Genomic DNA, 19,186 nt, shown 5'->3' with positions numbered 1-19,186 from the left:
TCGACCATGGCAGTTTCGAAGGAGCGCAATACTCATGAGCGAAGGACGCGAGGCCGCCCGTCCACCTGTCTTTCTTCTCCATGGCTGGTCAGGATCGGTTCGCACGAGCTGGGAACCTCTCGCCTGGCCGCGGGCAATACGCGAGGCCGGACTCGACCCCAGGCCCCTCGACCTTCTTGGGCACGGTACCGCCGCCGCCCCCCACGATCCTGACGACTATGCCGACATCGTCGGACACACCGGCGCAGCGATGGCTTCGCCCTCGGCTGTAGATGTCATCTCCTTCTCGATGGGAGCAAAGATCACTCTTGCGCTCGCCGCGCAGAACCCGGAGCGGTTCCGCCGCATCGTGATCTCCGGTGTGGGGGAGAACGTCTTCCGTCCAGAGGCTGTCGGATCAGTGGCGGACAGCCTGCTGGAGGGCCTCAGCGAGGCGGTCCCCGAACGAGTGCGAGATCTCGCAGCTCTCGCGTTCGCCTCAGGGAACGACCTGGCAGCGCTCGCGGCGTGCATGCGTCGACGCAGCACCCCTCTGACGCCTGACCAGGTCGCACGTATCGATGTTCCGGTGCTCGTCGTTCTGGGCGACGAGGACCGCATCGGCGGCGACCCACACCCCCTTCTCAACGCCCTTCCCGATGCCCGGCACCTTCGGCTTCCCGGTATCGATCACGTCGGGACGACATACTCCGCGGCCTTTCGCGAGGCCGCTATCAAGTTCCTGCTCGAAGATCCGAAGACGGACGCTTCGAACCTGACATTCCAGAAGGCTGATCACAGATGACCAAGACTGTTCAGACCCAGGACCGACCCTCCGCTGCCGCGGAGTCCCGGTCAGAAAGTGTCGGTCGGCTCCTCGTCCAGTGCGAGGACGGCCCGGGCATCATCTCCGCGGTCACGGGGTTCCTCGCCAAGCACGGAGCCAATATTCTCGAGTCCGATCAGACGACTACGGATGCCGTCGGCGGTCGGTTCTTCCTGCGTATGGTCTTCGACCTGGAGAACTTGCCGATGGTCATCGAGGACCTCACTACGGCGTTCGCGCAGGAGGTGGCAGAGCCGCACGGCTTCGACAGCTGGCGGATCACCCAGGCGGCCGTGGCCAAGCGAGTCGCCATCATGGTGTCGAAGTACGACCACTGCCTTCTCGACCTCCTGTGGCGCTGGCGTCGCGGTGAGCTGCCGGTAGACATCGGGCTGGTGATCTCCAACCACCCGGACCTAGCCCCAGAGGTACGCCAGTTCGGCGTCCCGTTCGTCCACATCCCGGTCACGAAGGCAAGCAAGGCTCAGGCCGAGGCCGAGCAGCTTCGGCTGCTGGCGGGCAACTTCGATCTCGTTGTGATGGCGCGGTACATGCAGATCCTGTCATCCGACTTCCTCGCCGGCGTGGGATGCCCGGTGATCAACATCCACCACTCCTTCCTCCCTGCGTTCGTCGGCGCATCGCCGTACCAGCAGGCGCATGAGCGCGGTGTGAAGCTGATCGGAGCGACGGCCCACTACGCCACCGAGGATCTCGATGAGGGACCGATCATCGAGCAGGACGTCATCCGCGTCGGGCATGACGACGGTCCGGAGACGTTGCGACGGCGGGGTGCCGACGTGGAACGATCGGTTCTGCTCAGGGCGGTCCAGTGGCACTGTGAGGACCGGGTGCTCACGCTCGGCCGAACCACGGTGGTCTTCTCATGACTGCACGCATCATCGACGGCAAGAAGATCGCCGCTGAGGTTCGCGAGCGTGTTGCGGCCGAGGTGGCGACGCTGTCCCGGGCTCCGGGGCTTGCGACGGTGCTGGTTGGCGACGATCCCGCATCCGAGGTCTATGTCAGCAACAAGCGCAGGCTGTGTGCTGCGGCCGGGATGCGCGATCTCCACCGTCACCTGCCGGCAGACGTCAGTCAGGCTGAGGTCGAGGCGCTGGTGGATCAGCTCAACGAGGACGATGACGTCGACGGGATTCTGGTCCAGCTCCCCCTTCCGCCGCAGCTCGACGCGCAACGAGTGATCGACCGCGTCGACCCACGCAAGGACGTCGATGGGCTCACGCTGGGCAATGCCGGCCTGCTGTCGCAAGGTCGTCCTGGACTGCAGCCCTGCACACCCGCCGGAGTGATGGTCTTGCTCGAGCGGGCCGAGATCGACCTGACTGGTCGGCACGCTGTGGTCATCGGGCGTTCGAACCTCGTCGGCCGTCCGATGGCGCAGCTGCTCGTTGCAGCCAACGCGACCGTGACCGTGTGCCACAGCCGCACCGCTGACCTTGTCGCCGAGACGTCCCGGGCGGACATCATCGTCGCAGCAGCCGGCGTTCCGCGGCTCATCACGGCAACGCATGTGCGACCCGGTGCCACCGTCATCGACGTCGGAATACACCGGACCGACCATGGCCTGTGCGGTGACGTCGACTTCGAGGCGGTCCGGGCCGTTGCCGGCGCCATCACTCCGGTGCCAGGCGGAGTCGGCCCCATGACGATCGCGCTCCTGCTCCGCAACACGGTGCGCGCGGCACGAGCCCGCCATGGAGACTGATTCGCGGTGGACGCAGGATTCCTGGAGGACGTTGGCCGGGCGTCTCTGCGTCTAGAGCGGGTCGCCGTCAGCCTTCCGACGGACCCGGGCCGTGTCCTGATTGGCCTCCGCGAGCGTAGTCATCTGGCTGCGCTTCTGGGACGGTGGGACGGCGGGCGGGCCGTGATCGCCTGGGATCCGTTGCACGTGCTGGATCCCGATGAGGACCCGTTCACGGTGCTCGACCTGACCCCTCCGGCTCTGGGGGGAGGCTTCGGCGGTGGGTGGATCGGCTCCTTCGGCTACCGCCTCGGTCGGTTGCGCGAGGACGTCGGCCCCGCTCTTCCATCGTCGGTCCCGGTCGCACGTCTCGCGTTCTACGACCGGGTGCTCGTTCGTGAGCATGGTCGATGGTGGTACGAGCGGCTGACGGGTCATGTCGATCCGGGCCGGTGTGCGGATCGCGACGCGCGGTTCCGACGCGATCTTGAGGGACTCGTCGCCGGCCCTGCGTGCGTCGGGCCGGCGTCGTATGAGGTCGGGGACTTTTCGAGCGCCTTTGGAGAAGTGGCGCATGCGGCGTCGATCCGTCGCGTACGCGACGCGATCGTCGACGGTGACCTCTTCCAGGCGAACATCACCCAGCGGATCGAAGCTGATTTTCGCGGTAACCCGCTCGATGTCTTCGTGCGTGGATGGCGGGAGCTCGAGCCGGACTTCGCGGCGTACGTCGGCTGGCCCGGAGCGGAGATCGCCAGCTTCTCGCCAGAACTCTTCCTCCGGCGCAGAGGCCGGTCCATCACGAGCTCCCCGATCAAGGGCACCGCCCCGACAGCTGCCGACCCGCGGGACTTGGTGAGCTCGGCCAAGGACCGAGCCGAGAACGTCATGATCGTCGACCTGATGCGCAACGACCTCGCCCGCGTCTGTACGCCCGGCAGCGTCGAGGTGCCGGCTCTGAACCGTGTCGAGGAGCACTCGGTCCGCCACCTTGTCTCCGACGTCACCGGAGCGCTCCAGCACGGCGTCGGCGACGGCGAGGTGCTGCGATGCGCATTCCCTCCCGGATCGGTGACAGGAGCCCCGAAGGTGGCGGCCATGCGCCTCATCGACGCGCTCGAGCCGCAAACACGTGAGGCCTACACCGGCGCCATCGGATACGTCAGCCCGGGCGCGGGGATGGAGCTTTCGGTGACGATCCGGACTCTGGAGTTCTCGCCGGGGCAGGTATGGATGGGCGTCGGGGGAGGGATCACCGCGCTCTCCGACGATCGGCTCGAGGTGGAGGAGTGCCGGGTCAAGGCCGAGCCCGTGCTCAGGGCGATCGGGAGCCGCTGGCCGAGGACGTCCTCGCAGCCTCGTGTCGAAGTCGCGCGGCCGCCGCGACCTGCCCCAGTACGCACGATGCCGACGGCATTGGAGCTGTCCCGGATACGCAAGGCGTTCGACGAGGAACGAAGGCCCGGGGTGCCCAGGGTTCTTGTCGTGGACAACTACGACTCCTTCGTCCACATGATCGTCCATCAGGTCATCGAGGCCGGTGCTGTTGCGGTCGTCGTACGCAACGATGCCCTGACGCCCGACGACGTGGTGCTGCTCCGTCGGTCGGGGACATTCACCCACCTCCTGCTCTCCCCGGGCCCGTTCGCGCCCGCGGAAGCGGGGATCTGCGTGCCTCTGGTGCGCGCGCTCGCGGCAACGACACCCGTGCTCGGGGTCTGCCTCGGGCACCAGGCCATCGGCGAGGCCTTCGGTGCTCGTGTCGTTCGTGCCGGCCGCGTCGTGCACGGTATGTCCGACGTCCTCTCCCATGACGGGGAGGGGCTGCTTCACGGACTGCCGGCGTCGATCCGGGTCGCGCGCTACCACTCGCTGACCGTCGGTGCCGCCGATCTCCCGTCGACCCTGGAGCCGACCTCGTGGTCGTCCGACGGTGAGCTGATGGGAGTCAGGCATCGCCTCCACACACACGTCGAAGGACTCCAATGGCATCCCGAGTCGATCCTGACCGAGCACGGGCAGCGAGTCATCGAAGCATTCGTCAACGCACGCGTCTCGTCGCACATCCACGCGCCCGCCACGGAGGTCACGGCATGAGATCGGAGCAAGTTGCGCAGTTGGTTCGACGCATTCACGACGACGGACCACCGCTGGTGTGCGGCATCGTCAACGTCACCCCGGACTCGTTCTCCGACGGCGGGCGCTTCGCTACACAGAAGGCTGCGGTACATCACGGGTTGTTGCTCGCGGATGAAGGGGCCGACCTCATCGACGTGGGTGGTGAGTCCACACGACCCGGAGCGCGACCCATCGGCGAGCAGGCGGAGATTGACCGAGTCGTTCCGGTGATTGCCGACCTGGTCGAGCGAACCGGATGTCCTGTGTCGGTGGACTCATCGAGCCCGGCCGTGATGCTTGCCGCCGCCGAGGCGGGCGCGTCCATGGTGAACGACGTGCGTGGCCTCAGGCGTCCGGGAGCAGTCGAGGTCGTCGCCGCTAGTCGCGTCGCAGTCTGTATCTCTCATATGCAGGGCGAGCCTGCGACGATGCAGGATGCTCCCGCATATGACGACGTGGTCGCGCAGGTGTCCGCGTACCTCGTGGGCCGGGCTGAGATCTGCGAACGAGCTGGAGTCCCGCGCCAGGCCATCGTTCTGGATCCCGGTTTCGGGTTCGGCAAGACGCTGGCCCACAACCTGCAGCTGCTTGCTTCGCTCGGGGACGTGGCCGCTTCCTATCCGCTGATGGCCGGGCTCTCACGTAAGGGGATGCTCGGGATGCTGACCGGCCGTGCCGTCGGAGACCGGATGGTCGCCTCCGTAGCCGCTGCTCTCATCGCGACTGAGCGTGGCGCCCGGATCCTTCGGGTCCATGATGTGGGGCCGACGCGGGACGCAGTTGCCGTCTGGGCCGCCGTTCGCAGTGAGGAGGGCTGACTCAACCGGGTGAGACGGTCGCCGCAGGAGACGACGAACTCCCGATCTTCCCTTGTCCCAACCGCATTTTGGCGATCAGTCCATGTCGGGGACTGAGCAGGTAGACCATGAAGAACACCGTTCCTTGCACGACCACGACGAGGCCCCCGGAGGCTGCGTCCACCCAGTAGCTGAGGTAGATACCGACGATCGAGCACGCCACCGAGGTGACAGGTGCGATGAGCAGCATCCGGCGGAATCGGTCGGTGAGGAGGTAAGCGGTGGCCCCGGGGATGATGAGCATCGCCACCACCAGGACCACACCGACCACCTGGAGTGACACCACTGCGGTGAGCGCGAGCATGCCCAGGAGCAGGGACCGCAGGCCACGCGTGGAGATGCCCAGTGCATGGCAGTGGATGGGGTCGAAGGCGTACAGGGTCAGGTCACGCCTCTTCAGGAGCAGGATCACCACGCCGACTGCGGCCAGCGCGGCGATCTGGATGAGATCCGTCTCCGAGACACCGAGGATGTTTCCGAAGATGATGTGGTTGAGATCTTTCTGGCTCGGAGTCACCGAGATGAGGACCAGCCCGAGCGCGAACAGTGTCGTGAAGACGATCCCGATCGCCGCATCCTCCTTGACCCGGCTGGTCGCCGAGATCGCTCCGATGACGACGACTGCCAGTACGCCGAACCCGAGCGCCCCGACCACGAACGGGATGCCCGCGATGTAGGCGATGACCACACCAGGAAGGACGGCGTGAGATACGGCGTCGCCCATGAGGGACCAACCGACAAGGACCAGCCAGCAGGACAACAGTGCGCACAGCACAGCGGCGATGGCCGTGGTCAGGAGCGCGCGCACCATGAACTCGTACTGGAGGGGCTCGAGGATGAGGTCGAGGAGACCGAGCTGAGTGCTCATGCGACACCGTCCAAGCTCTGGACCGCGGTCAGGTCCTGCGTGTCGAGACCGAAGGCTCGAGCCAGTTGGTCGGGTTGGAGCACGTCCTCGACCGCTCCGTGGACCAGAACGTGGCGCCTCAGCAGCACGGCCTCGTCGGCGAGCTGCGGAAGGCCGTGCAGATCGTGAGTGGAACAGAAGACCGTGCGACCATCAGCGGCCAGGTCCCTCAGCAGCCTGATGATGGTGGCCTCGGAGGGCTTGTCGACGCCGGCGAACGGCTCGTCGAGCAGGAGAACGCGGGCACCTTGGGCAATACCTCGAGCGACGAACGTACGCTTCTTCTGCCCGCCCGAGAGCTGGCCGATCTGCCGGTCGGCGAGATCGGTCAGGTCAACCCTTGCGAGTGCTTCGGCTACCGCTACGTGGTCTGCGCGTCGTGGACGGCGGGTGAAGCCCTGATGGCCGTAACGGCCCATCATCACCGCGTCCCGCACCGACGTCGGGAACGTCCAGTCCACGGACTCGTTCTGGGGGACGTAGCTGATGAGGCCCTCCCGCCGCGCCGCCGTGGGCGACTTGCCCCCGATCGTGACCTGGCCCGAGTGGGGGCGGACCAGTCCCATGATCGCTTTGAAGAGCGTCGACTTGCCGGAGCCGTTCATACCGACCAGCGCAGTGACGCGCCCGGAACCGACGCGTAGGTCGACGCCGTCGAGGGCAGGCACCGTGCCGTACCTGACCTTCAGATCATCGATCTCGATCTCGGACATCACAGGTCGCCTCCAGTCAGAGCGGTAACGATGGTGTTTGCGTCATGGCGGAGCAGGTCCAGGTACGTCGGCACAGGACCGTCCGCCTCGGAGAGCGAGTCCACGTATAAGGTGCCTCCGTACGCTGCTCCTGTGGCTTGCACGACCTGCTGCATTGGTTTGTTCGAGACCGTCGACTCACAGAAGACGGCTGGGACATCGTTGGTCTCGACGAACTCGATGGCGGAGGTGATCTGCTGCGGGGTGGCCTGCTGCTCCGCGTTGACGGGCCAGATGTACTTCTCTGTCAGCCGCGCATCCCGAGACAGGTAGGAGAAGGCTCCCTCGCAGGTGACCAGGGCTCGCTTGCTCGCAGGGAGTTCCTCCAGCTTCGTGACCATCTCGTGGTGCACCGCCTGGAGCTTGGCCTTGTAGGCCTCGCCGTTGGCTGCGAAGTCGTCGGCGTGCGCAGGCGCCAGGTCTGAGAATGCGTCGACCATGTTGTCCACGTAGATCTGGGCGTTGAGGACGCTCATCCACGCGTGCGGGTTCGGCTTGCCCGCGTATGCGTCGCCGGTGATGTCGATGACGTCGACCCCTTCGGAGACGACCACATGCGGGACATCTGCTGACTCGATGAACTGGCCGAACCAGGCCTCCAGGTTCAGTCCGTTCTCAAGGACGAGATCGGCCTCCGACGCCTTCGCGACGTCACGCGGTGTCGGCTCGTAGCCATGGATCTCAGCGCCGACCTTGGTGATGGACTCCACGCGCAGGTGGTCGCCCGCCACGTTTTCCGCGATGTCCTCGAGCACGGTGAAGCTGGTGAGCACGACCGGCCGCCCGTCGTCATCTCCCGTCAGCGGAGCTGTGACCGAGCTACAGCCGGCGAACGTCACCAGGAGCGTCGCCGCGAAGAGAGCCGATTGGCTCCGGCGCTTGATCCGAGGAGTGGACATGGCTTCTCCCTGTATGTGCGAGTTGGTCAGGTGAACTTCGGTTCACGCTTGGCGAGGAACGCGTCGATGCCCTCGATGCCGTTAGGCGAGGCGACGAGCTCGGAGATGGAAGCTGCCTCGTTGTCGAGGTGCTCGGAGTAGGAAGCGGTCGCGCTGGACCTGATGAGTCGCTTCGTGCTGCCCAGCGCTGCGAACGGGCCTCCGGCCAGTGCCCGGGCGAGAGTCTGCGCCTCCCGCAAAGTGTCGGTCTCGACGACTCGACTCACCATGCCCCATTCGGCTGCTTCCTTGACCGACACCACGCGATTGGTCAGGGCGAGGTCGAGAGCCCGCGCCTCTCCGATCAACCGGGGGACGATCCACGAGGTGCCGCAGTCAGGGCTCAGGCCCACTGCGGTGTAGGCCATCCGGAACTTCGCCCGCGGTGAGGCCAGGACGATGTCACCGATCAGCGCGAGGCCGATGCCGCCCCCCGCTGCGACACCCTCCACGACCGTGATGACGGGCGCGTCGGAGACAGCGAGATGCCGGAGGGCATCGTGGATGGCGCCGGCGACCTCGTCCATCTCCTTGTCGCGCTCTGCCGTGGAGGAGAAGTGCTGCAGATCGCCGCCCACCGAGAATGCCGGACCCTCAGCCGCGATGATCGCAGCCCGGACCGTGCCGTCCTTCGAACCGTTGTGGACACGTTTCGCCGCCTCGCGGATCGCTTCGGCCATCGCGAGGTCGAAGCCGTTTCCTGCGTCGGGTCGGGCAAGAGTCATGGTCGCCACCTGCCCGTCGATGGCCCAGCGCACGCGGTCGTTGATGAGTTCGCTCATAGGGAAGATTCCTGTCGGGTCGTTGATTCACGGCGTTCACGTGCCGTACGGGCGAAGAGCTCCAGCAGGGAGGCGTCGTCGACCGACTGAGAGTCGACGACGCTGTCAGGCGAGGCTCCCTGCAGGATGCGTTTGACCGGGATCTCCAGCTTCTTCCCGGTGCGAGTGTGGGGTATCCCTGGAACGGCATAGACCACGTCCGGAACGTGCTTCGGGGATGCCTGCGACCTGATCGTGTCTCGGATCGTCGCGATGAGTCGATCGTCCAGAACGACATCGTCTGCCAGCACCACGAACAGGGGCATCCAGTAGGAACCGTCGGCCTCCTCGGCGCCGATCACGAGAGCCTCGTTCACCTCGGGCAGCTTCTCGACGACCTCGTAGATGTCCGAGCTACCCATACGTACGCCGTTGCGGTTCAGGGTGGAGTCGGACCGGCCGTGGACGACGACCGAGCCTCGGCCGGTGATCGTGATCCAGTCGCCGTGACACCAGATGCCGGGGTACTTGTCGAAGTAGGCCCGGCGATACCGCTCGCCGTCGGGGTCGTCCCAGAACCGAACTGGCATCGAGGGGAGGGGGCGCGTCACCACTAGCTCGCCGACCTCGTCACGTACGCTCCGGCCGTTCTCGTCCCACGCCTCCAAGGACACGCCGAGACATGGCACGGACAGCTCACCGGGCCAGATCGGCATGACCGGCACCGCTCCGGCGAAGGCGCTCACCACGTCCGTGCCGCCGGTGGTCGAGGCGACCGCCACCGAGGTGCCGAGATGCTCGGCGGCCCAGCGGTACGAGCTCGGGGGAAGCACTGAACCTGTGGCACCGAGGATGCGGAGATGACTCAGATCGTTGTCCAGTGCGGGATGAAGGCCAGCCTTCTCAGACGCCAGAAGGTACGCCGGACTTGTGCCCAGGACGGTTGCCCGGCATTCTGCCGCGATCTCCCATAGGGCGCCGGGCCCCGGATAGCCAGGGCTGCCGTCGTAACACACGATGGTCGCCCCCACGAGGAGTCCGGCGACCTGGAAGTTCCACATCATCCAGCTCGGCGATGTGTACCAGAAGTAGGTGTCGTCCGAGCCCATGTCGAGGTGGAAGCTCATCTGCTTCAGGTGCTCGAGCAGAACGCCCCCGTGACCATGGACGATTCCCTTCGGCTTTCCCGTGGTCCCCGACGAGAAGAGAGTCCAGAGAGGATGATCGAAGCGAACCGCCTCGGTCCGAAGAGGGACGTCCGGCGAGATCGCCTCCGCCCAGGTGAGGACTGTGGGCTCGTCATCGACGGGTAGTTCAAGCCGCGGGATCATGACGGTCTGGCGAATGGACGGGATTCCGCGGCGAATCTCTGCCACGGCATCCCGGCGATCGACAGCCTTCCCGTTGTAGCGGTAGCCATCGGCGCTGACCAGGACGATTGGCGACAGCTGGCCGAGTCGGGACACGGCCGCAGTGGGGGAGTAGTCCTGGCCGCAGGATGCCCAGACCGCTCCGAGGCTCGCGGTGGCCAGGAACGCGACGACCGCCTCGGCGACGTTCGGTACGTAGCCCGCGACGAAGTCACCGCGGCCGACGCCAAGATCGCGAAGCGTCGCGGCGAACCCGGAGACCTGACGTCGGAGCTCGTCCCAGGTGACGTCATGAGCGGCCGCTCCGCCGGGCTCCCCGATCGAACGGATGGCTACAGCATCGGGGGCCACCCCACGGAAGACGTGGTCGACGTAGTTCAACGTGGCGCCCTGGAACCAGCGTCCGTGCGGCATCGTCCGTCCGTCATGGACAGCCGTCCATGGCGTCTTGCTGTCAATGTCGAAGAACTCCCACAGGTCAGCCCAGAACTCGGAGTTCTCACGAACCGACCAGTCGTGGAGGGCAAGATAGTCCGGGAGAGTGAGGTCACGTCGGTCACACACCCAGCGACGGAACCTCTCGACGTTGGCTGAGCCGAGCACCTTGTCGGACGGCGTCCAGATCGGCTCTGGTCTGCTGGTGGGCTGCACCGGATCTCCTCCTGATTCGAGACGGCGGGGTCGGCCGGCTCATGCTCCTCGCGGTCGTCCGTCGGTGTGATCCACGCCACCTGCGGACACTGGCACCGTAACGACGAATCCGGCCGGGCCGCCCCACAGGGGAGGGAGGGGTTTTTGGACGGCGAGGCCCCATCCCCAACGGGGCTCCAGGTCAGGTGCGGTCGATCAAGTTGTCCGATCTGAATCCGCGGAGGTACTGGCCGATCTGCTCCACGGCTATGTCGAGCGCCACGGGTGCGCCAGCTTCGACGCCTCCACCGACATGAGGGGTGATCAGGACATTGGGGAGGTCCCACAGTGGGTGGCCGGCCGGCAACGGTTCAGGGTCGGTCACGTCGAGCACCGCCCTCAGCCGTCCTGAGGCCAATTCCGGGACGAGATCGTTCGTCACCACAACGGGGCCGCGACCGACATTGACGAGCACGGCACCGTCGGGCATCAAGGCAAGGAAGTCGGCGTCCACCATCCCCCGAGTCGCCGAAGTGAGCGGAGTCGCTATCACCACGACCTCAGCGCTCGGCAACAGATCGGGAAGATCGGAAGCCGGAAGGACCCCTGCCCGAGGTGTTCTGGCCACGATTCGAACATCGGCGTCGAAGGCGCGTAGCTGTCTGGCGACGTTCTGGCCGACGTCGCCGGACCCGATCACGATGATGCGCCGGCGCCACAACGACTCGCCTAGAAACGGCCGCCACACCTGCCGCGAGGTATCGGCGCCGATCGTCGGCAGCCCCCTCAGGAGGGCGATCAAGCCGCCCGTGGCGAGCTCCGCCGTCACCAGTCCGTAGGCACCGCGGGCGTTGACGAGGCGAACAGAGGGACGAATCCGGGTTTCCCACTCCTCGACTCCTGCCCAAAGAACCTGGACCAGCTCGAGAGCCGGAAGCCGTTCGGCCAGAGTCTCAGCAGCGGGAGACGAATTCAGGCCCACCACAAGGATGTGCGCGGGGTCGTCGACTGGCGGGTCGGGGTCGTCGGCCGCGTAGTAGCCGACCTCGATGGGCATAGAGCCCCAGTCGACGGCACGCGACAGCGCATCGTCGGGCATCAGAATGCGCGCCGGACGCATGCCCGGCGTACTCATGAGCACCCGGCTCGCGACAGCGTGGTCGGTGCAGGCAGAGGACTAGTCATGCTCGAAGAAGCCGTGGCCCGACTTCGTGCCGAGCAGGCCGGCATCGACCATACGATCAAGGAGAGGTGGTGGTGAGTACAGCGGCTCCTTGAACTCCTCGTACAGAGACCTTCCGATCGCCTGCACGGTGTCGAGTCCGATCAGGTCCGACAGGGCAAGCGGTCCCATGGGATGCCCGCAGCCGAGCACCATCCCGCGGTCGATGTCTTCCGCGGAGGCGTAGCCCGCTTCGAACATCCTGATTGCGCTGAGCAGGTATGGCACCAGAAGCGAGTTCACGACGAATCCGGCCCGGTCCGATGCTTCGATCGCTTGCTTGCCGAGGTCGTCAGTGACGAACGAGCGCATCCGAGCCATCGTCTCCGGCGCGGTGGTCAGCGATGGAATCAGCTCGACAAGCTGCATGATGGGCGCCGGATTGAAGAAGTGGACACCGATCACCTGCGCGGGCCGACCCGAGACGGCACCTAGTTTCACGATCGGGATCGAGGACGTGTTCGAGGCGAGGATCGCGTCGTCACGGGACAGGATCGCGCCGATCTCCTGGAACAGCGCGAGCTTGACTGACTCTTTCTCCGAGGCGGCCTCGATCACGAGCCCGCTGTCCGCGAGCGACGAGAGGTCATCGCTGAACCGGATCCGTTCGAGAGCAGCCTCAGCCGCTGCCTGCGAGAGCTTTTCGCGAGCCACGGCGTGGCCAAGAGAAGTTTCGACGCGCGCTCTTGCCGCCCGGGCGGCGTCGGCCGATATCTCGACGTTGACGACCTCGAGACCAGCACGCGCAGTGATCTCGACGATCCCTGAGCCCATCAACCCGCCGCCGACCACGCCGATCATGTCTGTCATCCGAATCTCCTTGCAGATGTGCGAACCGCTGACACGGTACGAACCGCGCTGCGGTGAGGCACACCTCCTGGCGCAAGGGGGTTTGACCGTCGCAGAGAGGGGATTTGGCCAGGATCAGCTTCACGTCATTGCGCGGCCAGCGCGTCCGCGAGCTCGTCCCGCGAACCGATTCCAAGCTTGCGGTAGATGTTTCGGCGATGCCATCCAACAGTGCTGATCGTCAGATAAAGGCTCTCAGCGACTTCGCGGGCCGTAGCGCCAGTGGCCATCAGGTTGGCGATCCGCTGCTCACTCGGTGTCAACGCGTCCGGGCCTTCGAGAACAGCACGGCGTGGCCTCGCGCCGCTTGCCAGCAGCTCTTCATGCGCCCGACGTTCCAAGTCTGTCGCTTCAGCGTGGTGCGCGAGGTCGAGGGCTCGGCGCAGCGCGTCGCGAGACCGCACGCGTTGTCCTGCTCGGCGTTGTGCAGCGCCGAGTTCGACCAGGGTCCGGGCTAGCTCCAGCGGGGAGCTTCTCTCGTGTGACAGTACGTCGGCGGACTGGGCCAGCAGCGTCGTGTCAGGGCCACCAGCAGCTACGAGTGCCCGGCAGCGCAGGGCAGCTCCGAGAGTCGATGGGAGGTCGAACTGCCGGGCGAGGACGATATCGCGATCGATCAGCTCTCGTGCTCGGTCTGGATGGCCTGCCGCGTGGAGAGCCAGGCCGGCGCTGGAACGCCATGGGATGAGCATGTAGCCCGGATTCATGAAGGATCTGGCCTCCAGAAGCGCCCCGGCATGAAGAAAATCCTCGGCCGCCTCCTGTGCCGTCCCACGGGCGAGCCGCAGGCGACCACGGGCCATGTAGAACCAGACGTTGAGCGTCTCCGTCTCGCCGTCGCGCAGCGACCTCGAGGCTACGTCGATGACGGCATCTGCTTCGTCGAGCTCACCGCGTTCGATCAGGCAGTAGGCCAGCAGCCCCTGCGGCGCCGGCACGGTCGACTTCCACCCACGGCGCATGCCTATGATCGCGGCCTGTGCGTCGACCATCGCGTCGCCGACACGGCCCAGCGCGGACATGGCCATGGACCGGGCCAGCGAAAGCTCGGCAAAGACCAAGGAGTCCCCACGCGTACGGGCCTCCGCCAGCGCGCGCTCACAGAACTGCGCAGCTTCCGCTGCGTAGCCGCACCATGTGAGGGCCAGCATCGCGTGGCTGATGGTCATCGCGTCCGAGGTGGCGCGCCATAGCTGTACGCCGTCACCCAGAGCCCGGAGCGCAAGCTCGGCGTGCTCGGCGGAGCGAGGCTCCGACATCGCGCGGAACACGACCATGTGGAGGACCAGAAGTCGTTCCGCCGGACTCAGACGCTCCGGCTCGGGAAAAGACTCGGCAAGGGCAGCAACGCGATCGTGCGCTTCGCGCAGGCCCTGGATCAGGTAGGTCGCAGACGCCGCGTAACCCGCCTCGAAACGTAGGGCAGTGTCGCGGTCCACCTCATGGAACGCGTCCGCTCCGCGACGGAACACAGTCCTGGCCTCAGCCGCCCGGCCGTAGCGGAAGAGAGTCTGCCCCAGCCCGAACATCGCGCGTGCCCGGTCATCGGGATCCTCGGTCAGTTGCAGCGCGCGTTCGAGATGGGACAGCGACGTGCGCTCTCCCGCGGCTGCCTCCATGATCCCGAGGTCGAAGAGCAGACTGGCGTTCTCCTGGGCAGCCCCGGCCGGCATCTCCAAAGCGCGCCGCAGGTAGCCGACCGCGGTCCCAGGGGCGCCCTTACGCCCGGCGCTGCGGGCCGCCGACTGAAGGGCCGTGCGTGCCCACGGTTCCTCGGTCGGTGCGCCTCGCATGAGGTGCACGGCCACGCCTTCGTGATCGACTTGCTGTTCGCTGAGCAGGCGCGCGGCCTCGAGATGCGCTCGGGCCCGATCGTCCGGCGGGTACTTGTCGTACACGGCCGAACGGATCATCGGGTGGTAGAACGCGAGCTCGGTCCGATCCGAGAAGATCTGCGCCGAGGCCAGCCGATCGGCGGCGATGGTGGCCGCAGCGAAGTCGAGCCGGGCGAGGCGGGCTGCCACTGACGGTGTCGTCGACGTACCGAGGATCGACACTGCACGGGCAAGAGCGACAGCGTCGTCACCGAGGCGGGAGAGCCTCAGCATGACGCTGCGGGCAACCGATGCGGGAGCCGTCGCTGCGACAGCAGCGAGACCGTTTTCGGGGCGTGCGCGGATGCCCGAGGCGAGCTCCCGGAGGAGGAAGGGATTGCCCCGCGTAGCTCGAAGGCTGTCATCGACAAGAGCCTCCCTGTCATCGCCCTCCTCCGGTAGGAGCGCGCCGAGCAATTGACGGATGGCCTCACGCGAAAGCTCACGTGGCCGGATGGATCGGTCGGCCCGGAGCATCAGTCGAGCAACCAACTCGTTTTCTGCCTCTGGATCGCCGGTTCGTACCACCCCGATGATCGTGATCGGGAGATCACCCAGCCTCTCAGCAAGATAGAGGAGGAACTGCAACGACTGATCATCAGCCCATTGCAGGTCGTCGGCGATCAGGACCAAGGGCTTGTCGTCCGCAATGTTGACCACCAGCCAGTACAAGCTGTGGATCAATTGGAACTCGTCGGTGAGGGACGGTTCCGATGCGAGTGTCTGTGGCTGCAGCAACGACTCCACCAGTCCGGCATGACCGCGGAAGATGGCTTTGCGTTCGTCTGGTTCCGCTCGTGCGACGCGTTGCTCCAGCAGCCGACGGAGCAGTCCAAATAGAAACTCTCGTTCTAGCTCCCCACCAGACGTGATCAGCACCTGCGCGCCGAGATCGCGACCGATCGTATCGGCCGCGATGAGCAGGCTCGACTTTCCGATCCCGCTGGGTCCTTCGATGATGATCAATCTGCCGGAACCGTCAGTGGAGGCGACGATCTCGTCGTGGATCGCGTCGAGCTCGGCGTCGCGCTCGAGAAGGGACACGTCGGTGTGGATCGACTGCTCGCTGGCTATTGTCGGCGCCTCATTCCCCGTCTGTGTGGGATGCATCCTGTCTCCTCCGCGAACGCCACCCGTTCCATCTGTGACGTGCATTACATCACCCTATCCGCGTTGAGCGAATGCGCGAGCGCTTGGGCCGGATCGGGCGAAATCCCCTCCCGTGGGGGTGGGGTTGGTCGCCGGCCAACGTACCTAGCGTTAGATCCGTCACATTTTCCCAGGCTGGAGGTAGTCCCATGGCGAGTCCGGCGAGATTGCGGTCAGGCGCCTACTCGGTGGCCTGCCTGCTTGCGGCGGGCATTGCGCTCGTGGCGGAGCGGTGGGTGATGGGGGCACTGCTCGTCGCCGCGACCGTATTGCATGAGGTCGCATTGAACACCTGGCCTTTTATGTCGAGGCCGTCATCACGGAATGGTTGGAAGCATGGCTGATGTTGAGAAGATCGTCATCGTCGATGGGGCGCGGACGCCGATCGGGAGTTTCGGTGGGGTGTTCAAGAGTGTTCCTGCCCATGAGCTAGGGGCTACGGCGACGAAGGCGGCCCTGAACCGCTCGTACGTTGATCCGTCCGAGATCGGCGAGGTGGTGATGGGCTGTATCGGCCAGGTCGGTCCGGACGCCTACAACGCACGGCGTGTGGCCATCAGCGCCGGGCTGTCCGCGAGTGTGCCCGCCTATACGGTCAATCGTCTATGTGGCTCGGGGCTGCAGGCGATCTGGTCATCGGCCATGGAGATGCGCTGGAACGGGCTCGACCTGGCTCTCGCCGGCGGAGACGAGTCGATGACCCGGATGCCGTTCTACGACTTCGAGGCCCGCAATGGCTACAAGCTCGGCGACCGTCAGTTGGTCGATGGGACGGTGATGATGTTGACGGACCCGTTCCATCAGATCCACATGGGGCAGACCGGAGAGAACGTCGCGGCCAAGTACGGTGTCTCGCGGGTCGAGCAGGACGAGTTCGCGGTGGAGTCCCAGCGTCGTGCCGCCACCGATGAGGCGAGGCGGGCTTTCGCCGAGGAGATCACCCCGGTCGAGGTAGGCGGGCGCAAGCCGTTCACGGTGACCGAGGACGAGCATCCCAAGCCCGGTACGACGCTGGAGACCTTGGCCGGGTTGCGACCCGCCTTCGCTGCGGACGGCACGGTCACGGCCGGCAACTCCTCGGGCATCAACGACGGTGCAGCGGCGGTGGTGCTGGCCACGGGCAGCGCTGCCAAGGAGCGGGGACTCACGCCGTTGGTCGAGCTCGAGGCGGTGGCAACGGCCGCGATGGAGCCAGAGCTGATGGGCTATGCGCCCGTCCTGGCGCTTCGCTCCCTGTTCGAGAAGACCGGCATGGCGCCCGGCGACGTGGACACCATCGAGCTCAACGAGGCGTTCGCCTCCCAAGCGGTCGCCGTGATCCGAGATGCCAAGCTGGATCCTGCCAAGGTGAACCCGTACGGCGGCGCGATTGCGCTCGGGCACCCGGTCGGCGCCACCGGGGCGATCCTGTCGCTGCGGGTTGCCAAGGACCTTGTTCGGCGTGACCTCGAGACCGGCATCGTCACCATGTGCATCGGTGGCGGGCAGGCCTTGGCGGCACTCTTCCGGCGGGTTTGACGTGCCTCGGCCACTGCCATGCACCACGACCGCCGCTGAACTGACAGCGCGCCTGCAGGATTCCGGCACCCCTCTGGTCTGCGGTGTCGTCAACGTCACGCCGGACTCGTTCTCGGACGGAGGTCGCTTCTTCGCCCGCTCGGCTGCTGTGGAGCATGCGCTACGGCTGGTCGAGGAAGGCGCCGACGTGATCGACATCGGAGGGGAGTCGACGCGACCCGGTTCCAGGAGACCCAACGAGCACGAAGAGCTCGACCGTGTGCTGCCGGTCGTGGCCGAGGTGGTGGAACGGACCGGTTGTGCTGTCTCGGTTGACACCTCTCGCCCGGCAGTCATGAACGCGGCTGTCGACGCCGGCGCCGTCATGGTCAATGACGTACGCGGACTCCGCGAGCCGGGCGCCCTCGAGGCGGTCGCCTCCCGCGGGGTGACCGTGTGTGTATCTCATATGAGCGGCGAGCCGGGGACGATGCAGCTCGCGCCCGCCTACGACGATGTCGTCGCCGATGTTGCGAGTTATCTCGCGGATCGTGCGGCCGCGTGTGTGCGTGCCGGCGTCGAGCCGAGCTCGATCGTCCTGGACCCGGGTTTCGGCTTCGGGAAGACGCTCAAGCACAATCTGACGCTGCTCTCAGGTCTCGGGGATCTGACTGCCCTGGGGTTTCCGGTGATGGCGGGGATCTCGCGCAAGTCGATGCTCGGCGAGATCACCGGCAGGCCCGTCGACGAGCGCCTGCCGGCTTCCTTGGCTGCCGGTCTGGTGGCGGCTGAGAATGGCGCCAGGATGTTGCGGGTTCACGACGTCTCGGCCACGCGTGACGCACTCGCGGTGTGGGAGGCAGTGCGCGCGATCCGAGATGCGCAACCGGCCGGGGGCGGCTCGTACTCCCGGATCAGCCAAACACGTTGACCTGATTGCCAGGAGATGGAAGGTCGAATGCCGAAGAAGGACGCACCCGAGGATCTGAAGGTCTCCGAGCCGAAGCAGTACGCCGCCGGTGTGCCGGCTGTGGCGCACGCCCTGGAGTATGCGCTGGCCGAGGCGGGGCCGCGGCGTACGGCGTTGACGTTGTTGAACCTCAACCAGGCGGGCGGGATCGACTGTCCGGGTTGTGCGTGGCCGGATCCGGGGCATCGGCATCGGAACGAGTACTGCGAGAACGGTGCGAAGCACATCGCGGACGAGGCGACGACGCGTCGGGTGACGCGAGGGTTCTTCGCGGAGCACCCGGTGGCCGACCTGGATGGTCGTTCGGATCGGTGGTTGAACCAGCAGGGTCGGTTGACCGAGCCGATGGTGAAGCGTCCGGGTGGCACGCACTATGAGCCGATCGGCTGGGATGAGGCGTTCGAGCTGATCGCTGGTGAGCTGCGTGGGTTGGCTTCGCCGGACGAGGCGATGTTCTACACCTCGGGCCGGCTGAGCAACGAGGCGGCGTTCCTGCTGCAGCTCTTCGCCCGTTCGTACGGCACGAACAATCTGCCGGACTGTTCGAACATGTGTCATGAGTCGTCCGGGTCGGGGCTGGGGGAGACCCTGGGGATCGGGAAGGGCAGTGTCTCGCTGGATGACATTCACGAGTCCGATCTGGTGTTCGTGGTGAGGCAGAACCCGGGTACGAACCATCCGCGGATGTTGTCGGCGTTGGAGCAGACCAAGCGCAACGGTGGCACGGTGATCGCGGTCAACCCGCTGCCCGAGGCTGGGTTGCGGCGGTTCAAGAACCC

The 19,186-nt window shown here is 66.0% G+C and carries 16 protein-coding genes; 8 read left to right on the top strand and 8 right to left on the bottom strand.

The genetic code is table 11. The features are described from left to right. Window positions 1–34 precede the first annotated feature (34 nt). The 5 genes from ABTX24_RS23730 (at window position 35) to folP (ABTX24_RS23710) (ending at window position 5,449) form a co-directional block, all read left to right on the top strand. Window positions 35–784, top strand: coding sequence for an alpha/beta fold hydrolase (locus tag ABTX24_RS23730; protein ID WP_350843105.1), 750 nt, complete (start codon window positions 35–37; stop codon window positions 782–784). Continuing rightward, window positions 781–1,695 carry a formyltetrahydrofolate deformylase gene (gene purU / locus ABTX24_RS23725; protein ID WP_350843103.1) on the top strand — a complete coding sequence of 305 codons (915 nt, stop codon included), beginning with the start codon at window positions 781–783 and terminating at the stop codon, window positions 1,693–1,695. Before ABTX24_RS23730 ends, purU begins: the two co-directional genes overlap by 4 nt. Continuing rightward, complete coding sequence (folD, locus tag ABTX24_RS23720; protein WP_350843101.1) at window positions 1,692–2,534, top strand: bifunctional methylenetetrahydrofolate dehydrogenase/methenyltetrahydrofolate cyclohydrolase FolD; 843 nt, start codon at window positions 1,692–1,694, stop codon at window positions 2,532–2,534. The genes purU and folD overlap by 4 nt, the downstream gene beginning before the upstream one ends. A 186-nt stretch (window positions 2,535–2,720) precedes the next feature. Continuing rightward, on the top strand, window positions 2,721–4,610 hold the full coding sequence (locus ABTX24_RS23715) for a chorismate-binding protein (RefSeq protein WP_350843099.1): 1,890 nt from the start codon (window positions 2,721–2,723) through the stop codon (window positions 4,608–4,610). Continuing rightward, window positions 4,607–5,449, top strand: a complete 843-nt coding sequence (gene folP, locus ABTX24_RS23710) for a dihydropteroate synthase (RefSeq protein ID WP_350843097.1) — start codon at window positions 4,607–4,609, stop codon at window positions 5,447–5,449. Before ABTX24_RS23715 ends, folP (ABTX24_RS23710) begins: the two co-directional genes overlap by 4 nt. A gap of 1 nt (window position 5,450) precedes the next feature. On the opposite strand, the gene ABTX24_RS23705 is transcribed toward folP (ABTX24_RS23710), so the two are convergent. From ABTX24_RS23705 to ABTX24_RS23670, 8 genes are all read right to left on the bottom strand, one after another. Continuing rightward, a complete protein-coding gene (locus ABTX24_RS23705) occupies window positions 5,451–6,356 on the bottom strand; it encodes a metal ABC transporter permease (protein ID WP_350843094.1) in 906 nt (301 codons plus the stop codon). After that, window positions 6,353–7,108: a metal ABC transporter ATP-binding protein gene (locus ABTX24_RS23700; protein ID WP_350843092.1), complete on the bottom strand. Its 756-nt coding sequence runs from the start codon at window positions 7,106–7,108 to the stop codon at window positions 6,353–6,355. Before ABTX24_RS23700 ends, ABTX24_RS23705 begins: the two co-directional genes overlap by 4 nt. Continuing rightward, window positions 7,108–8,046, bottom strand: coding sequence for a metal ABC transporter substrate-binding protein (locus tag ABTX24_RS23695; RefSeq protein ID WP_350843090.1), 939 nt, complete (start codon window positions 8,044–8,046; stop codon window positions 7,108–7,110). Before ABTX24_RS23695 ends, ABTX24_RS23700 begins: the two co-directional genes overlap by 1 nt. A gap of 26 nt (window positions 8,047–8,072) precedes the next feature. Further along, on the bottom strand, window positions 8,073–8,867 hold the full coding sequence (locus ABTX24_RS23690) for an enoyl-CoA hydratase/isomerase family protein (RefSeq protein ID WP_350843088.1): 795 nt from the start codon (window positions 8,865–8,867) through the stop codon (window positions 8,073–8,075). Further along, window positions 8,864–10,867 carry an acetoacetate--CoA ligase gene (locus tag ABTX24_RS23685; protein ID WP_350843086.1) on the bottom strand — a complete coding sequence of 668 codons (2,004 nt, stop codon included), beginning with the start codon at window positions 10,865–10,867 and terminating at the stop codon, window positions 8,864–8,866. Before ABTX24_RS23685 ends, ABTX24_RS23690 begins: the two co-directional genes overlap by 4 nt. A gap of 181 nt (window positions 10,868–11,048) precedes the next feature. Beyond that, entirely contained in the window at window positions 11,049–11,981 is a 933-nt protein-coding gene (locus ABTX24_RS23680) for an NAD(P)-dependent oxidoreductase (protein ID WP_350843084.1), read from the bottom strand. Window positions 11,982–12,023: 42 nt separating this feature from the next. Continuing rightward, the gene (locus ABTX24_RS23675) at window positions 12,024–12,878 is read right to left on the bottom strand and encodes a 3-hydroxybutyryl-CoA dehydrogenase (protein WP_350843082.1); all 855 of its coding nucleotides are present in this window, start codon (window positions 12,876–12,878) and stop codon (window positions 12,024–12,026) included. A gap of 125 nt (window positions 12,879–13,003) precedes the next feature. Further along, a complete protein-coding gene (locus tag ABTX24_RS23670; RefSeq protein WP_350843080.1) occupies window positions 13,004–15,901 on the bottom strand; it encodes a helix-turn-helix transcriptional regulator in 2,898 nt (965 codons plus the stop codon). Window positions 15,902–16,276: 375 nt separating this feature from the next. Here ABTX24_RS23670 and ABTX24_RS23665 point away from each other — a divergent pair, with 375 nt between their 5' ends. The 3 genes from ABTX24_RS23665 to ABTX24_RS23655 form a co-directional block, all read left to right on the top strand. Then, complete coding sequence (locus ABTX24_RS23665) at window positions 16,277–17,458, top strand: thiolase family protein (RefSeq protein ID WP_350843078.1); 1,182 nt, start codon at window positions 16,277–16,279, stop codon at window positions 17,456–17,458. Between the two features lie 40 nt (window positions 17,459–17,498). Next, window positions 17,499–18,368: a dihydropteroate synthase gene (folP, locus tag ABTX24_RS23660; protein ID WP_502891108.1), complete on the top strand. Its 870-nt coding sequence runs from the start codon at window positions 17,499–17,501 to the stop codon at window positions 18,366–18,368. A gap of 27 nt (window positions 18,369–18,395) precedes the next feature. Beyond that, the coding region (locus tag ABTX24_RS23655) for a molybdopterin-dependent oxidoreductase (protein WP_350843074.1) at window positions 18,396–19,186 on the top strand (791 nt) is incomplete at its 3' end.

It is taken from the genome of Nocardioides sp. NPDC127514 (assembly GCF_040302125.1).
In the GTDB taxonomy this organism is placed as follows: Bacteria; Actinomycetota; Actinomycetes; order Propionibacteriales; family Nocardioidaceae; genus Nocardioides.
Note: the sequence above shows the minus strand (reverse complement) of the source record. Positions and strands in the feature narration are given on the sequence as shown.

Bases quoted from the DNA above. Each gene is read 5' to 3' on its own strand.
- ABTX24_RS23730 (WP_350843105.1), top strand. From the start codon at position 35: ATGAGCGAAGGACGCGAGGCCGCCCGTCCACCTGTCTTTCTTCTCCAT.
- purU (WP_350843103.1), top strand. From the start codon at position 781: ATGACCAAGACTGTTCAGACCCAGGACCGACCCTCCGCTGCCGCGGAG.
- ABTX24_RS23690 (WP_350843088.1), bottom strand. From the start codon at position 8,867: ATGAGCGAACTCATCAACGACCGCGTGCGCTGGGCCATCGACGGGCAG.
- ABTX24_RS23695 (WP_350843090.1), bottom strand. From the start codon at position 8,046: ATGTCCACTCCTCGGATCAAGCGCCGGAGCCAATCGGCTCTCTTCGCG.
- ABTX24_RS23675 (WP_350843082.1), bottom strand. From the start codon at position 12,878: ATGACAGACATGATCGGCGTGGTCGGCGGCGGGTTGATGGGCTCAGGG.
- ABTX24_RS23700 (WP_350843092.1), bottom strand. From the start codon at position 7,108: ATGTCCGAGATCGAGATCGATGATCTGAAGGTCAGGTACGGCACGGTG.
- ABTX24_RS23665 (WP_350843078.1), top strand. From the start codon at position 16,277: ATGGCTGATGTTGAGAAGATCGTCATCGTCGATGGGGCGCGGACGCCG.
- ABTX24_RS23705 (WP_350843094.1), bottom strand. From the start codon at position 6,356: ATGAGCACTCAGCTCGGTCTCCTCGACCTCATCCTCGAGCCCCTCCAG.
- folP (WP_350843097.1), top strand. From the start codon at position 4,607: ATGAGATCGGAGCAAGTTGCGCAGTTGGTTCGACGCATTCACGACGAC.
- folD (WP_350843101.1), top strand. From the start codon at position 1,692: ATGACTGCACGCATCATCGACGGCAAGAAGATCGCCGCTGAGGTTCGC.
- ABTX24_RS23680 (WP_350843084.1), bottom strand. From the start codon at position 11,981: ATGAGTACGCCGGGCATGCGTCCGGCGCGCATTCTGATGCCCGACGAT.
- ABTX24_RS23670 (WP_350843080.1), bottom strand. From the start codon at position 15,901: ATGCATCCCACACAGACGGGGAATGAGGCGCCGACAATAGCCAGCGAG.